The organism is Candidatus Bathyarchaeota archaeon (assembly GCA_026014745.1).
Classification (GTDB): Archaea; Thermoproteota; Bathyarchaeia; order Bathyarchaeales; family Bathycorpusculaceae; genus Bathycorpusculum.
In genome coordinates this window covers 699823-714108 of sequence record JAOZHS010000002.1, presented here as the reverse complement: position 1 = coordinate 714108, position 14286 = coordinate 699823, and the positions used below count along the sequence as shown (strand labels likewise).

Here is a 14286-nt window from a genome sequence, read left to right as displayed (position 1 = left end):
TGTCTGCAGCGAAAAAGTGCCGTTTTTTGTCCATTGTTTTTTGATTTGTAACTGGTAAAAGCTGCTTGTCTGGGTACTGTTTTTTTATTGCTTGCTTTGGTAAGTATTTTTAAGTAACAAAACCTTACCCCCTCAAGGAGACAAAAAATGAGTGACCGCGCCAACGTGATTAAAGACGAACTTACAGTTCAAGACACACGCTTCTTAGCAGTCTATGTGGAAGCCAAAAACTCCATCATGGTAATGCTTAGCGAAAACGAGGACAAAATGGGCACCATGGCCATCGCGGTCCCAAAACCTAAAGATTTAACGGGCGCCGTCGCGTCGTCGGTGCTTTTAGGCGACAAAAACATCATAACCGCCCGCATGTTCGCCGAGTTCGTGGCAGCAAAAAAAGGAAAAATCGCCGTCGTCTCAGTCTACCTTGACAAAGTCGGCGAATTACAGGCACAATCATTCTTCATGCATCTCATCGAGAAACTAACCAAAACCGAGGGACAAAAAGAACCCAGCGCCATCTAACCCTCGCCCGTGAAATTTATGATTCACAAACTCTCGGAAGCAGACTTCCAAACCATTTTAACAATCGTTAACGAGGCTGCCGTAGCTTACAAGGGAAAAATCCCTCCTGATTGCTGGAAAGACCCCTACATGCCCGCTGAGGAGCTAAAAGAAGAAATTGATTCTGGCGTCCAATTTTACGGCTACACCGAAGGCGAGGCGGTGGTGGCGGTTATGGGGATTCAACCCGTCGGCGACGTCACGCTGATTCGCCACGCCTACACCCTAAGTAGCTATCAGCGTAGGGGTATCGGCGAAAAACTCATATTGCATCTGTTAAGCTTAGCCCAAACTCCACGCATACTGGTCGGCACATGGGAAGATGCTCCCTGGGCAATCCACTTCTACCAGAAAAACGGTTTCGTTCTGCACTCAAGGCAGCAAACAAATAAACTCCTCAACACATACTGGAATATTTCTCCGCGGCAAGTTGAAACTTCCGTCGTGCTTGAATATTTAAGGCGCAATCCATGAAGCAAACTCTCCTCCTAAAAGTAGACCCAAAAAGTCCTGACCCCCAAATCATCCAGCAGGCAGCAGACATCCTCAGAGGCGGCGGGTTGGTCGCGTTCCCCACTGAGACAGTCTACGGCTTAGGAGCTGACGCGCTTAATGGCGAGGCGGTTTTGGCGTTGTTTGAAGCCAAGCAACGTCCGTTAGATAACCCCCCCATCGTGCATGTCGCTGACCCCTCAGACGTCGCGCCCTTAGTAACTGAAGTTTCCACTAAAGCGCGGCTGCTAATGGAAAAATTCTGGCCCGGACCCCTCACACTTCTCTTTAAGCACTCCAAACTGGTTCCAACGGTTTCTGTGGCAGGATTAGACACCATCGCTATCCGATTGCCCAGCCACCCCGTTGCCCAAGCGCTTATCCGTCAAAGCCGCCGCCCCATCGCTGCTCCCAGCGCCAACCTCGCAGGCAAACCCAGCCCCACCACCGCCGCCCACGTTTACGAGGACCTAAACGGCAGAATCGACGCCATAATCGACGGCGGAGCCACAGCCATCGGCGTGGAATCCACAGTGGTTGACTTAACCTCTGACCCCCCGATGTTGCTGCGTCCCGGCGGCACCCCCTACGAAGCCCTCAAAGCAGTACTGGGCAACCTGAAGTTGCATCCTTTTGTGGAAGCCGAAGCCGAGTTGCCCCTCCAACAGATACGCTCACCGGGCATGAAACACAAACATTACGCCCCCAAAGCAGCAGTAATCATAGTGGAGGGAGATGTTGAGGCGGTTTGCACAAAAATCCAAGAACTCACCGTCTCCTACCATCAGAGGGGAATTAAAGTTGCTGTTTTAGCCACTGACCAAACCCAGTCCCGCTACAGCGCTGACGTGGTCGCCTCGTTGGGCAGCCGAAGTGATTTGCTGGCGGTTTCTCACAACCTTTTCCGTTTGCTCCGCGAAGTAGACGCGCAGGGCGTTGAGGTGATTTTTGCTGAAAGCGTTCCCTCCGAGGGGTTAGGGTTGGCGGTGATGAATCGGCTCCGCAAGGCTTCTGGTTACCACATCATCAAAGCCTAATTTTTATCGGTGGATTTGGGCGAGCAAATCATCTAGCGGCATGGTGGCGACGCATACGACGCTGTCTGCTCCGCCATAGTAGAGGAAGAATTCGTTGCCTATGATGACGTTGCCGCAGCTGAATACAACGTTGGGGACTTTGCCGAAGCGTTCGTAGTCTTCTTTGGGTGCTATGAGGTGTTCTTTGGAGCGGTAGATTACTCGGTCCGGTTTGTCCTTATCAAGCAGCGCAACGCCCAAGGAGTAGTGGCGGTCAACGTCGATGCCGTGATATATGAGAAGCCAGCCCTCGTTGATTTTGATGGGTGGACCGGCGACGCCGATTTTCCAGTTATCCCACCCCTTTGGTTTGGGCATCATGATTGATTTGATGTCGCACCAATGTTTCATATCATAGGAGTATCCGATGCAGATGTCTGGTTCAATGCGGTGAAGCATCACGTAGCGTCCTTTTACTTTTTCTGGGAAGATGACGGCGTCCTTGTTACGGATGTTGGGGAACGGTAAACGGCTGTGGGTCCAGTTCCATTTTCTAGCTAAAAAATCGTTGGTTGATATGGTGGTTAAGGCTATCTGGTAAACCTGTAAGTGACTGTAATTGCGCAGCGCCGTATATGCCATGATGAGGTTCCCCTCAACTTCGCTTAAGCGGGGGTCTTCACATCCATCTCTTTCGCTTTGCGCCCTAGGAAAATAAACTGGCTCCGAGAGGCGTTCATCGATTTTGTAGCCATCTCTGCTCGTTGCGTAGCCGATTCTTGAAATCCCATCGTTGCCCATCGCGCGGTAAAGTATATGGACTTTGCCGTTTAGGTACACGACGGCTGGATTGAAGACTTCTCTGGATTCCCAAGGATGCTCAACTAACGGTGTAAGAATAGGGTTTCCAGAGTAGCGTTGCATAGGCGGTTCCTACGTTTCGGTTGACGGCAGCGTCTTCAAACTTAAAATCTCATCAAAAAATGCCCTCACTGAAAATAGTCCTACCAGTTTTCCAGCTTGGTCTATGACGGGTAGGTGGCGGATGTCGTGAGCGAGTACGATGTGTTTGGCTTCCTCGAAGGAGCTCTCAACGGAGATTGTCACGACGCGCCTACTCATTACTGTGCTAAGTCTTTCTTTAGTGGAGACCTTGTTTGCGGCTATGCGGATGGCGTCGCGTTCGGTGAAGATTCCGATGCATTTATGCTCATCATCCACAACTATGATTGAGCCCACGTGGCGTTCGTATAGAAGTTGTATGGCTTCTTGGATGGTTAGGTCTTCTTTGGCGGTAACTATATCTTTGCACATTATGTCCCGAATTTTAAGCAAAGGTTCACACATAATTCAATCCCACAAAAAACTGTTATCCTCCTCTTAGCGGGGGCATCTTTTGTTTCCAAACCCCCCGCCGCAACTCCTCAAGCTTAAGCCTGGCCAAAAGATACGAAATGGATGATTCGCCGCCCTGATTTTTGTTCACAGCATCAACACTTAAGCCATCGTAGCATCCGCCTGTCTGCGGATTGTAAAGCATAACGCCTCGACTGTTCCTCCCCAAATACCACCCAAACGCTTTCTCTGCAACCTCAATGTAGCGTCCCTCTCCCGTAGTATAGTGGGCGTCTACTGCGGCTTCCACCATGGCCGCGGCTTCCAGAGGCTGCTGATCATATAACGCCCGTTTTTCGCCCCGTTTATACCAGCCATCATTACCCACAGGCATATAGACCCCCTCAATCATCTGTGTCCGCAACAGAAAATTCATAGACTCTACAGCGACTCCGAGGAACTTCTCTTTCTGCGTTAACAGGGCAGCCACGTAAAGTGCGTGGGTGAGGCGACTGTTATCGTAGGTGAGGAAGGGTTCAAACCAGTGCCAATCATTTGAGGCTTCATTGCGGTATTGCTTCATTAGGCTGTCACCTATTTTTTCCGCTTCCGCTCGTAGGTCATCGTGAGGTGCAGCCAAATAATACTCGAAGAGCCCCAGCAGCGCAAACGCATAAAACCGCAGCGACGTTGACTTCCAAACCCATGGAAAAGAGCGGTCAAAAATGTCTTTCGCCACCAACCTCATGTCCATCGGCAAATTAGAGTTAATGGCGGTTCCACAAGCCCAAACTGCGCGTCCAATACATTCAGGTGAACCATCCACGTCTAGGTAGCTGCGTTCGTAGCCGAGGTAATTGTGAAAGTTGCCGTCGGGTCTCTGCATATGATTAAGAAACGCTAGATAGATGCTTGATAGTCGGGTCATTTCGGGGTCGTTTTTTAGACGGTGATATTTGACAGCTGCGATTAGAGCTCGTGCATTGTCGTCGGTGGTGTAGCCCTCGGTGCGTTTGGGGATGCAGTATTTGGCATGTTGAAAAAGCCCAGTGTCGTCGGTGAAGGATTTGAGATAATCAATTTTTAGAGGTGGAAGCCTAATGGCCACTCCTCCCTTACTGCCTGACTAGAAAGGCTATCAAAAAGCCTGAGGTATTTCTCTGCCACCAATGGCCACCTAAACTTGCGGCTATAACGATATGCCCTATGTTCTAGTGAGGTTCGGAATTGCTCATCATCAATAATCTTTGAGATGCAGTCGGCGATAGATTCAGGGTCTCTAAATTTACAGAAGACACCTCTTCCTTCCCCCAGTGCCTCTTTTGCATGGAAGTATGGTGTGGACACCACGGCTTTTCCCGCGGCTAAAGCGTAGGATAAGGTGCCACTGCTCACTTGGTTAGGTGACAGGTAGGGTGTTATGTATACGTCGGTTGCCTGCAGATAATTGTAGAGTTCAGGTTTAGAGAGAAATCGGTTAAGGAATTTTACGTGTCCGCGAAGCCCAAGGTCTTTTGCCATACGCAGAAGCATATTGCGGTAGGCTTCTCCCTCGTAGCTTTTCACCTGAGGATGCGTAACCCCCAACACGTAATACACGATGCGCGGGTCTTTTTTGACGAGTTCTGGCAATGCTTTTATGACATATTCGATGCCTTTGCCTCGACTCAGCAGCCCAAACGTCGAAAGCACAACTTTGTTTTTCAAGCCTAAATATGGCTTAACCTTAGCTGAAGAGGTCAATGGCAGGTCAGGGCACCCGTGTGGAATAATCTTGACTTTGCGGTCTGGAACGCCATACTTTTTGAGTAGAGACCGTTCGGTAGCGTTTAAAACGATTAAGGCGGCGCTTCGCTTCACGATTCTGTCAAATACCTCTCGGGTTTTTTCCTCAAAATCAGGCAAAACCGTGTGGAGCGTGGTGGCGACTGGTTTGTTGAGTCTATCCATAAAATCACAAATGTAAGCGCCTGATTCGCCCCCGAAAATCCCGAATTCATGCTGGACGTTAACAACGTTAATGTCGGTTTGGTTGAGGAACTCCGCCATTAAGGCGTAATCTTCTTGAGTGTCTCTTCCGATTTTATGTTGGACACCATCATTAATGGGTTTAAATATTCTGCGTCCATCGATTGATATGACTTTTTGGTCTTGAAGTTTATGGAGCCTGCTTATCGAGTTAACGAGATCTGCTGTAAAGGTAGCAATCCCACATTTCCTCGGCGGGTAGGTGCTCACATAGGCAACTTCTTTGACAGTAGTCAAGGAAGGTGTGCCCAGAATATACTTAGCCAACAGCTAGTCACGAAATATATTGAGGTTTGGGGCGCTTTAAGCGCATGTGATTGTACTATGCCAGTCACAGGGGCGTTTTTTGATGGACTTTTGCATGATGTTTATATTTTGCCTTTGTACAGTCTTGCAGTCGAAGGGAGAGGGGCTTATGAAACGCTTTAAACATAATCCCATATTAGAGCCAATTAAAACAAATTTCTGGGAATCCAGATCCGTTTTCAACGCTGCAGCAGTGTATAGTGAGGGCTTGGTCCACATTGTTTACCGAGCTATGGGCGACGACAACGTTTCAAGACTGGGCCTAGCAACCTCAAATGATGGTTACACTATAAAAGAACGCTTTGACACGCCAATTTTTAACCCAATTCACCACGCTGAACGCGACGGCTGCGAAGACCCCCGATTATCCATAATTGGCGACCAATGCTACATGGCATACACCGCATATCGAAACCACGATTTTCCCGTTATCTTCCAAATTGCCTTAACCTCCATTAACCTCAAAGACTTCGTGAAACGTAACTGGAACTGGTCTGACCGTATCCTACCCTTCCCAGGAGTACGTAACAAAGACGCAGTCATCCTGCCTGGCAAAGTAGATAGCAACTACGTTATGTTTCACCGTATTGAACCCAGTATCTGCATCGCTTATTCCGATGACTTCAAAAAATGGCATGGCTTCAAATCCATCATGGAGCCCCGAGATCGGATGTGGGATAGCCACAAAATCGGCGCTGCAGGAACCCCCATCGAACTCAACGAAGGCTACCTATTCATCTATCACGGTGTAGACGAAAAGAAGCACTACTCGCTGGGTGTGGCGTTGCTGGAAAAATCTAACCCAGAAAAAATTCTCTACCGCTCAGAACAGCCTATCCTAACACCCTGTGAAGGCTACGAATGCGTCGGCGACGTTCCCAACGTGGTGTTTAGCTGTGGCAACGTCCAAATCGACGACGAAGTCATCGTTTATTATGGCGGAGCCGACAGTGTGCTTTGCGGCGCAAGCTTTGAACTCAACGAGTTACTTCCCCGCAAATGACCCTTCTTTAGTTGGTTACTGCTTTCTTTTTTGGTCCTTTACGCTTCGGTTGCAGCTTTGGTGTTGGCGTAGAATAACAGTCACATATTCTTAAATTACAGTGACACTAGCAACTACTGTTGTATATTCAATCTCAAATCCCCAAAATTAGCAAACAGCATTTTTTGAACGGCAAGTATGCTTTTTGGTTTGGAGGTGAAGACGTGCCAGATTCCTATAGACATGACATAGAACCCTTAGACCGTCGGAAACCCGACTTAGGCGAAGTTGAAGCCCGCGATATGCGTAGCGTAGACGAAAAAAACTACACAGACGAATCCGCCGAAGGCGAAACGCATACCCAAGAAGACGAGGAGGAAGGTTGGACGCCGGAGAAGCAATCTCCCATTGCGGGTAGAATCACTGGGTCCATGGAGGAACTGGAGCGGATGCAAAGCTCTGAAGCTATGGCAAGCGACGAAGTCCGAGAGTGCCTAAAAGATTCCTTGGATTGTTATCAGAGTTGCACGGAAACAGCCATAAGATGCTTAACGATGGGGCGGCGACATGCGGAATACGAGCATCTAAACCTCCTGCTGGACTGCGCCAAAATATGCAGCACCAACGCGGATTTTATGCTTCGCAACTCAACCTATTATCCTCAAACCTGCGGCATCTGCGCTGACATCTGCGATGAATGCGCCGACACCTGCGATCGCTTCGAAGACGATTTCATGAAGGAATGTGCCAGCGTCTGTCGCCGATGCGCTGAGTCCTGTCGTGAAATGGCAAGATGACTTCCTTTTTGGCGGTTGCACTTTGGGGTAGTAACTCAAAAGCAGAGAACGCCAGTCGGCGCGCAGCCTTTTGGCTGTCAGCGTTTTATTGGTTGGCTGGGTTTATGTATTAAGGCGGCACCTGCTGAGAAATACTTATATCTAAATTTATGATTGTTCCGTTCTAGAATTTAATAAACATAAACTTTGGTGAAAGTACACAATGTCTACTCAAGGTGGAGGAAACATCCCAGTTCTCGTATTAAAAGAAGGTACCGGTCGATCTACTGGCCGCGAAGCACTAAAAAACAACATTATGGCTGCAAAAATCGTCGCTGAATCAGTCAAATCAACACTTGGTCCCTGCGGCATGGACAAGATGCTTGTCAGCGGCATGGGCGACGTCGCCATCACCAACGATGGCGCAACCATCATGAAGGAACTTGACGTTCAACACCCCGCAGCAAAAATGCTTGTTGAAGTAGCAAAAGCCCAAGATAACGAAGTAGGCGACGGAACCACAACCGCCGTCATCTTATCAGGTGAATTACTAGCAAAAGCCGAAGGCTTACTTGACAAAAACATTCACCCAACCGTAATTATTGAAGGATACAAAAAAGCCAGCGAAGAAGCACAAAAAATCCTCGACCAAATCGCCATCCCCATAACCATAAACGACGAAAAAGCCCTGCTCGAAGTCGCCATTACCTCAATATCGAGCAAAAGCATCAACGTCGCAGAGGATCACTTTGCAAAAATCATCGTTGACTCAGTTAAACAAGTAACCGAGCAAGTTGAAGGCAAAAACGTAGCTGACATTGACCTAATTAAAATCGTCAAGAAACACGGCAAAAGCCTCGACGAAACCGAACTTGTCAAAGGCATGGTTCTTGACAAAGAAGTCGCCAGCTCTGGCATGCCAAAAATTATTGACAACGCAAAAATCGCGCTTCTTAACGCTAAAATCGAAATCGAGAAAACCGAGTTTGATGCAAAAATCAACATTGAAAGCCCTGACCAAATGAAACTCTTCCTCGACGAAGAGGAACGCATGATAAAAGACATGGTGTCTGCAATCACCAAGTCAGGCGCAAACGTGATTTTCTGCGAAAAAGGCATCGACGATATGGCCCTCCACTTCCTCGGAAAAGCCGGCGTCTTAGCAGTGAAAAGCGTCAGCACAAGCGACATGGAAAAACTATCCCGTGCCACTGGCGCCGCCATCGCAGCAAGCGTCAAAGACCTCGCCCCCGACACATTAGGCAAAGCTAAACGTGTCGAAGAAGTCAAAATCGGCGATGACAAACTAATCTACATCCGCGACTGCCAAAACCCCAAAGCCGTAACCATCGTCATCCGCGGCGCATCCAACCACGTCATCGATGAAGCTGAACGCAGCCTCCATGATGGCCTCTGTGTTGTTCGTAACGCAATTGAGGACGGCAAAATCGTTGCAGGCGGCGGAGCACCCGAAGCAGAACTCTCAAAGAATCTCCGCGCATTTGCAGTTAAAGTCGGCGGACGCGAACAACTAGCAGTGGAAGCCTTCGCATCAGCAGTTGAAGAAATCCCACTTACCCTCGCCGAAAACGCAGGCTTAGACCCCATCGACATCATGGTTGCCCTCCGCGCTGAACATGAGAAAGCAGACAGCAAAACTTTCGGCATCGACGTAACCACAGGCAAAATCGTTGACATGTGCAGCAAAATGATTATCGAACCGCTCCGCGTCAAACAGCAAGTCATCAAATCCGCCACCGAAGCCACCAACATGATTCTCAAAATCGACGACTTAATCAGCATCAAAGGCGGAAAAGCACCCCCAATGCCCCCAGGAGGAATGGGTGGTATGGGCGGCATGCCTGGCATGGGCGGTATGGGCGGAATGCCCTACTAAACCCCAAACCTTTCTTTTCCCTTTTAATTTTTAAATCAGATAATTGGTTATTTGTCGCTTGAAGCTCTATTGATTTTTGGTAAAGTCGGCTGTTACTTTGGCAACCCTTAACATCCAAAACAATTAAGTTCTTAATACACCCCAACTATCACTTGAGCGAACAGCATGAAGCACCAAAAAATCACCGCATTCGACTGCCCAGACGCATGGTTCAAGACCTTGAGCACCATATGGCGGGAAGGAGACGTTTTCCCCGTTGGCTTTGGCTCTGAAGAAACAGAAACCAAAAAACTCAACCTCACCATCGAAATCACTCACCCCGAGAACAGACCCTTGGTCAGCGATAAGGCTCCTTGTGACTTCAAATATGTTCAGGGTTACGCGCTTGAATACTTGTGGAGCGGTGAATGCGCGGAAACCGAAGTTTACACTTATGGCAGCCGAATAAACAAGCCCTTAAACCAAATCGAAGAAGCCATCAAACGGTACGTGGAAGAACAAAGAGACCGTCAAGTCACTATGGTTATCCGTCGCCCTGAAGATATCAAAAAATTCGATGCTAAGGGCAACAAAAGCGAACCTCCCTGCTTAAGTCTTATCGACACTGAAATTCTCGATGGTCAAATGCATCTTACTTGTTACTTCCGCAGTTGGGACGCTTTTGGAGGCTTACCCGCCAACATCGCTGGACTGCAACTGTTCAATGAAGCCTTTGTCAACGAAATAAACGAACGAGGCAATCTCTCGTTGAAAACGGGTAAACTAATTTTCCACTCCAAAAACTGCCACATCTACCAACGCCAATACAACCTCGTCAAAGAACTCTTAGAACCCAAAAACACCCAAACCAACCGCCTAGCAAAAACGCTTGAGCAATCAAAAGAATAAATGCCTTAATTTCAGTTTTTCTAATATACCCTTAATAGCCAAGACTGCTTAAGCATTGTGAGGAAGCTAATTATGGGTCACAACATGGCAACATGGAAACTCCTCGAAGACATGATGCTAACTCTTAGAAAGAAAAACGTCAAAATCCCCCCCAACATATTGGAGGATTTACGCGCCGCCAAATCCCTTATACAAATTATCCTTGCAGAGGGTTGCCACGGCGACAGCATCATGAAAGCCGAAGAATACACCGCTAACCTCGAAGCTTACCTCGTAACCGAAGCCCAAGTGGTCTTAGAACCAAAAGAAGTAGACCAGTGGCTCAAGCGGCTAGAAGAAGCCAATGTTGAAGCCGGCGAAGAAAACTACCGACCTGAACAGTTTGTGACTGGTGTGCCTCGGGACCAGAAATGGGTACGCATCCAACCCATGGAGGGGTTATCTGAGGAGCAAGTGCATCGGCTGGCAAAAGAAAACGGCGTCCAAGTTAAATCCCAAGATGATGGTCGACTGCTGGTTTTTGGGTCGCATGAGGCGCTTAAGGCTTTTCTTAAAGCGATGACTGCTGAAACTTCCCCCAAGACAGAAAAAGCCGCCTAAACTTAGTTTATTTAGTTTAATTGAGTGGGTAGGTGCCTCTATCAGTAGGGTCAAGGGCAGCTTAGCCGTCACTTTTTGAAGTTTGCCCTATCTTGGCAGTTTTTCCGAACACTTCATAAATTGCTCTTTCCCATAATTGAAACATAAAGTGATTTGTTATGGATACTTGGGATGTCATTATCATTGGCGGTGGCGCGGCAGGCTGCGCAGCCGGCATTTACGCTGTCCGAAGCGGACTAAAAGCGCTCATCCTTGAAGAGAAACTTCCTGGAGGCGCCATTTCTGACTCACCTAAAGTGGAAAACTACCCGGGGTTCCCCGAGATAAGCGGATATGACCTTTCCGAGAAGATGGTGACGCATGCAAAAAAACTCGGAGCCGTCTTCCATGAACTCGAAGCCGTAACCAGCATGGATTTTCAAGGAGAAGTCAAAACCGTAACCACCACAACAGCGGCTTACCAAACAAAAGCCGTCATAATTGCCCAAGGTTCCCATTACAGAGAACTCGGCGCCAAAGGCGAAAAAGAGTTCCGCGGTAGAGGCGTCAGCTATTGTGGCGTCTGCGATGGTCCCTTCTTTAAAGGCAAACATGTCGTGGTGGTGGGCGGCGGAAACTCTGCATGTATCACTTCTTTGTATCTTTCGGGGTTAGCTGCACAAGTCACCGTTGTTCATCGGCGTGAGGCTTTCCGGGCTGAAGAATCCCTCGTCAAAGACCTACTCAGTAAACCCAATGTAAAGGTACTGTGGAATACCGAAATCCAAGAAATCAAAGGTGAAAAAGTAGTCAAAGCCGTAACCCTACTTGACAATAAGACTCAACAAACCAGTGAGCTTGAGACCAACGCGGTGTTTGTGCAGGTCGGCGAAGCCCCCAACAGCAAAGTCGCCGCGGCAGCGGGAGTAGCAACCGATGAACATGGCTACATCAAAATCGACTTGCGCCAACAGACCAATTTGCCTGGCGTTTTCGCAGCTGGCGACGTTACAAGCCACCCTGTGAAGCAGGTGGGAACAGCGGTTGGGCAGGGTATCACTGCGGCGCTGGAAGCATACGGTTACATTCGGCGACCCTACTACAGAAAATAGGCGTTTGGCTTTTGTTTGTTTGTCAATTTTTTTGACGGCACACAAAAAGCGTATACGCTAATCTGCTTCGCCACTAAAACAACGTCGAATTATTAACGTTAACCATCTAAATATTGCTAAAAGCCAAGGGTAAGGATTATATCATTCTAAATCTCTTCTCATGCTTTCAATTAGCTTAGCTAGTACGCTTAAGCAAATTTAGGTTAACTGCACATACACCAAGAGGTTTACGAATGAGCGAAAAATGTGTCGCTGCAGTAGAAATCAACCAAGACCTATGCAGCCGATGTTATATCTGCAAATCCATCTGCCCCTACGAAGCCATAAAAGCTGACGCAGACGGAAAAGTAGAAATCAACAACCAGGATTGTCAGGTCTGCGGTATCTGCTACAGTGCTTGTCCGGCTTCAGCCATAAAAATGCAATACTACACCTACGACAACTTGACCGATTACCTCAAAAAAGCCCAAGAAAAAGCCAAAGACGTCCAGACGCTTGTGCTAATGTGCCGCGGCAACTCCCCCAACAATGGCGAAGTCAGCGACATCCTCAAAGAACAAGGCCTAAAAGTCGGCAACTACATCGCCCTACGACTACCCTGCGCCGGACGTGTTCCAACTGACTTCATCTTTGAAGCCCTCAGCTTAGGCATCAAAAACATCGTCTCCGTCCAATGCGAAGATCCGTTTTGCCGCTACAAAGAAGGCACAAAAATCAACACACGCAGACTAGTTTTAGCTCGTAATGTGCTCGAACAGTTAGGCTACGACGCAGACGCCGTACGCGTAGTCAAATTCAGCCGCAAAGCCCTCTACGACGTGCTCGAATGCGTCGGCTGCGACAAATGCATATTCATCTGTCCCTACGGCGCATTAGAATTCGAATCCTTCGCAACCCCCAAAGTCTTCAAAGAGAAATGTGTAGGCTGCGGCGCATGCCAACTGGTTTGCCCCCACCACGCAATCCAAGTGAAAGGTTTTGAATTTGAAAATGTACTCAAACGTTACCAGAACTCTGCGATGCAACTCAAAGCCAACGGCAAAGGCCCCGCGGTTTTGGCTTTTGTGTGCCAATGGTCCGAGTTCTCAGCGTTAGACAACCCCAACAAATCCTTTGAAGGCAAAAACGTGTTATCCCTTGAGGTTCCCTGCTTCAAATCCCTCGATCCCGTGCATGTCGTGAACGCGTTGGAATGCGGATTTGACGGCGTAGTGGCGGTGGTTTGCTCCTCTAAGGACTGCAAGCTAACGGAAGGCCGCGACACTGCAGAACGCAACTTAGGCGTAATCCTTGATGTCCTCAAAAAGAAGGGGCTGCTTGAGCGGTTCCAACTGTTTGAGGAGTCCCCCCGATGCGAAGGCGACTTCAACGCTAAACTTGACGGGTTCTACCAGAAAATCTCAGCTTTACCCCCTGCAAAATGTACAGTAAATGTGGAGGCGAAAGAGTAACGTACAAAATAGTTAACAAAACCGAGTTGGTCCCCAAAATTAAGCTCTTCGAAGTGGATGCCCCCGAAATCGCAGCTAAATCTCATCCGGGACAATTCCTCATCGTTATCCATCGAAAAACAGGCGAACGCGTACCCCTAACCATCTGCGGATACAACCCCGAGAAAGGCACGGTGTCATTTGCTTTCCATGAAGTCGGCAAAACCACAAAAGACCTCGGCCAACTTGAACAAGGCCAAGAAATCGACAACGTCACTGGACCGCTGGGCAATCCATCTGAAATCAAAAAGTATGGACGTGTGCTCTGCGTCGGCGGCAGCGTCATGATTGCGCCCCTGCTGTTACAGTCAAAAGCCATGAAAGAAGCCGGCAACCACGTCACCACAGTTTTGGGCGCTCGAACCCAAGCCTTCATCATGCTGGAAGACGAGGCGAAAAAGTACAGCGACGAAGTCATAATATCCACCGACGACGGTTCCGCAGGCTACAAGGGACTTGATTTTCTAAAGGAACTGCTGGCTAAGGAAAAGTTTGACCGTTGTGTCGTTATGGGACCCGTTATCTTGATGAAGGATGTTAGTGCAATCACTAAGCCTTTTGGTATCCCCACCATCGTAACCACCACACCCATCATGATTGATGGCATGGGCATGTGCGGTGTCTGCCGCGTCACGGTCGGCGGCAAGATGCTCTTTGGCTGTGTGGATGGTCCCGAGTTTGATGGTCACCAAGTTGATTTTGACGAGTTGATTCTGCGTCAACGCACGATGCTTCCCGAGGAGCGGCTAAGCAGCGTGTTAGCAGAAGTTCATCATATGCATGGAGGATGTAAGTGTGGCAGAAACAAAGCCTAAACCCAAACT

The 14286-nt window shown here is 48.5% G+C and carries 15 protein-coding genes; 11 read left to right on the top strand and 4 right to left on the bottom strand.

What is annotated here, in order from left to right:
- The first annotated feature begins 147 nt into the window (after positions 1-147).
- Genes NWE92_10360 through NWE92_10350 form a run of 3 tightly spaced genes read left to right on the top strand, consistent with a single transcriptional unit; the run spans position 148 to position 2090 of the window.
- The gene (locus NWE92_10360) at positions 148-522 is read left to right on the top strand and encodes a hypothetical protein (GenBank protein ID MCW4030031.1); all 375 of its coding nucleotides are present in this window, start codon (positions 148-150) and stop codon (positions 520-522) included.
- Between the two features lie 18 nt (positions 523-540).
- Positions 541-1035 carry a GNAT family N-acetyltransferase gene (locus NWE92_10355; GenBank protein ID MCW4030030.1) on the top strand — a complete coding sequence of 165 codons (495 nt, stop codon included), beginning with the start codon at positions 541-543 and terminating at the stop codon, positions 1033-1035.
- Positions 1032-2090 carry an L-threonylcarbamoyladenylate synthase gene (locus NWE92_10350; GenBank protein MCW4030029.1) on the top strand — a complete coding sequence of 353 codons (1059 nt, stop codon included), beginning with the start codon at positions 1032-1034 and terminating at the stop codon, positions 2088-2090. The genes NWE92_10355 and NWE92_10350 overlap by 4 nt, the downstream gene beginning before the upstream one ends.
- Positions 2091-2093: 3 nt before the next feature.
- On the opposite strand, the gene NWE92_10345 is transcribed toward NWE92_10350, so the two are convergent.
- The 4 genes from NWE92_10345 to NWE92_10330 are packed head-to-tail and all read right to left on the bottom strand — an operon-like array spanning position 2094 to position 5699.
- Entirely contained in the window at positions 2094-2993 is a 900-nt protein-coding gene (locus NWE92_10345; GenBank protein MCW4030028.1) for a glycosidase, read from the bottom strand.
- A 9-nt stretch (positions 2994-3002) separates the two neighbouring features.
- Positions 3003-3416: a CBS domain-containing protein gene (locus NWE92_10340; GenBank protein ID MCW4030027.1), complete on the bottom strand. Its 414-nt coding sequence runs from the start codon at positions 3414-3416 to the stop codon at positions 3003-3005.
- Positions 3417-3438: 22 nt separating this feature from the next.
- Positions 3439-4512: a glycosyltransferase gene (locus NWE92_10335; protein ID MCW4030026.1), complete on the bottom strand. Its 1074-nt coding sequence runs from the start codon at positions 4510-4512 to the stop codon at positions 3439-3441.
- Entirely contained in the window at positions 4488-5699 is a 1212-nt protein-coding gene (locus NWE92_10330) for a glycosyltransferase family 4 protein (GenBank protein MCW4030025.1), read from the bottom strand. Before NWE92_10330 ends, NWE92_10335 begins: the two co-directional genes overlap by 25 nt.
- Positions 5700-5847: 148 nt before the next feature.
- On the opposite strand from NWE92_10330, the gene NWE92_10325 reads away from it, so the two are divergent.
- The 8 genes from NWE92_10325 to NWE92_10290 all read left to right on the top strand — a co-directional run bounded on the left by NWE92_10325 (position 5848) and on the right by NWE92_10290 (position 14277).
- Entirely contained in the window at positions 5848-6741 is an 894-nt protein-coding gene (locus NWE92_10325) for a glycosidase (GenBank protein MCW4030024.1), read from the top strand.
- Between the two features lie 428 nt (positions 6742-7169).
- Entirely contained in the window at positions 7170-7517 is a 348-nt protein-coding gene (locus NWE92_10320; GenBank protein MCW4030023.1) for a four-helix bundle copper-binding protein, read from the top strand.
- A gap of 202 nt (positions 7518-7719) precedes the next feature.
- Positions 7720-9393, top strand: coding sequence for a thermosome subunit beta (thsB, locus tag NWE92_10315; protein ID MCW4030022.1), 1674 nt, complete (start codon positions 7720-7722; stop codon positions 9391-9393).
- 165 nt (positions 9394-9558) lie between these two features.
- Positions 9559-10281, top strand: a complete 723-nt coding sequence (locus NWE92_10310; GenBank protein ID MCW4030021.1) for a thymidylate synthase — start codon at positions 9559-9561, stop codon at positions 10279-10281.
- Positions 10282-10353: 72 nt separating this feature from the next.
- Positions 10354-10881, top strand: a complete 528-nt coding sequence (locus NWE92_10305) for a DUF2096 family protein (protein MCW4030020.1) — start codon at positions 10354-10356, stop codon at positions 10879-10881.
- Positions 10882-11039: 158 nt separating this feature from the next.
- Positions 11040-11972 (top strand): thioredoxin-disulfide reductase, encoded by a 933-nt coding sequence (gene trxB, locus NWE92_10300; GenBank protein MCW4030019.1) that lies wholly within the window; start codon positions 11040-11042, stop codon positions 11970-11972.
- Between the two features lie 233 nt (positions 11973-12205).
- The gene (locus tag NWE92_10295) at positions 12206-13423 is read left to right on the top strand and encodes a hydrogenase iron-sulfur subunit (protein MCW4030018.1); all 1218 of its coding nucleotides are present in this window, start codon (positions 12206-12208) and stop codon (positions 13421-13423) included.
- The gene (locus tag NWE92_10290) at positions 13393-14277 is read left to right on the top strand and encodes a sulfide/dihydroorotate dehydrogenase-like FAD/NAD-binding protein (protein ID MCW4030017.1); all 885 of its coding nucleotides are present in this window, start codon (positions 13393-13395) and stop codon (positions 14275-14277) included. The genes NWE92_10295 and NWE92_10290 overlap by 31 nt, the downstream gene beginning before the upstream one ends.
- The last annotated feature ends 9 nt before the right edge of the window (positions 14278-14286 follow it).

What these genes read in the sequence shown, in the direction of transcription:
- NWE92_10360 (MCW4030031.1), top strand. Translation starts at nt 148, where the DNA reads ATGAGTGACCGCGCCAACGTGATTAAAGACGAACTTACAGTTCAAGAC.
- NWE92_10355 (MCW4030030.1), top strand. Translation starts at nt 541, where the DNA reads ATGATTCACAAACTCTCGGAAGCAGACTTCCAAACCATTTTAACAATC.
- NWE92_10350 (MCW4030029.1), top strand. Translation starts at nt 1,032, where the DNA reads ATGAAGCAAACTCTCCTCCTAAAAGTAGACCCAAAAAGTCCTGACCCC.
- NWE92_10345 (MCW4030028.1), bottom strand. Translation starts at nt 2,993, where the DNA reads ATGCAACGCTACTCTGGAAACCCTATTCTTACACCGTTAGTTGAGCAT.
- NWE92_10340 (MCW4030027.1), bottom strand. Translation starts at nt 3,416, where the DNA reads ATGTGTGAACCTTTGCTTAAAATTCGGGACATAATGTGCAAAGATATA.
- NWE92_10325 (MCW4030024.1), top strand. Translation starts at nt 5,848, where the DNA reads ATGAAACGCTTTAAACATAATCCCATATTAGAGCCAATTAAAACAAAT.
- NWE92_10320 (MCW4030023.1), top strand. Translation starts at nt 7,170, where the DNA reads ATGCAAAGCTCTGAAGCTATGGCAAGCGACGAAGTCCGAGAGTGCCTA.
- thsB (MCW4030022.1), top strand. Translation starts at nt 7,720, where the DNA reads ATGTCTACTCAAGGTGGAGGAAACATCCCAGTTCTCGTATTAAAAGAA.
- NWE92_10310 (MCW4030021.1), top strand. Translation starts at nt 9,559, where the DNA reads ATGAAGCACCAAAAAATCACCGCATTCGACTGCCCAGACGCATGGTTC.
- NWE92_10305 (MCW4030020.1), top strand. Translation starts at nt 10,354, where the DNA reads ATGGGTCACAACATGGCAACATGGAAACTCCTCGAAGACATGATGCTA.
- trxB (MCW4030019.1), top strand. Translation starts at nt 11,040, where the DNA reads ATGGATACTTGGGATGTCATTATCATTGGCGGTGGCGCGGCAGGCTGC.
- NWE92_10295 (MCW4030018.1), top strand. Translation starts at nt 12,206, where the DNA reads ATGAGCGAAAAATGTGTCGCTGCAGTAGAAATCAACCAAGACCTATGC.
- NWE92_10290 (MCW4030017.1), top strand. Translation starts at nt 13,393, where the DNA reads ATGTACAGTAAATGTGGAGGCGAAAGAGTAACGTACAAAATAGTTAAC.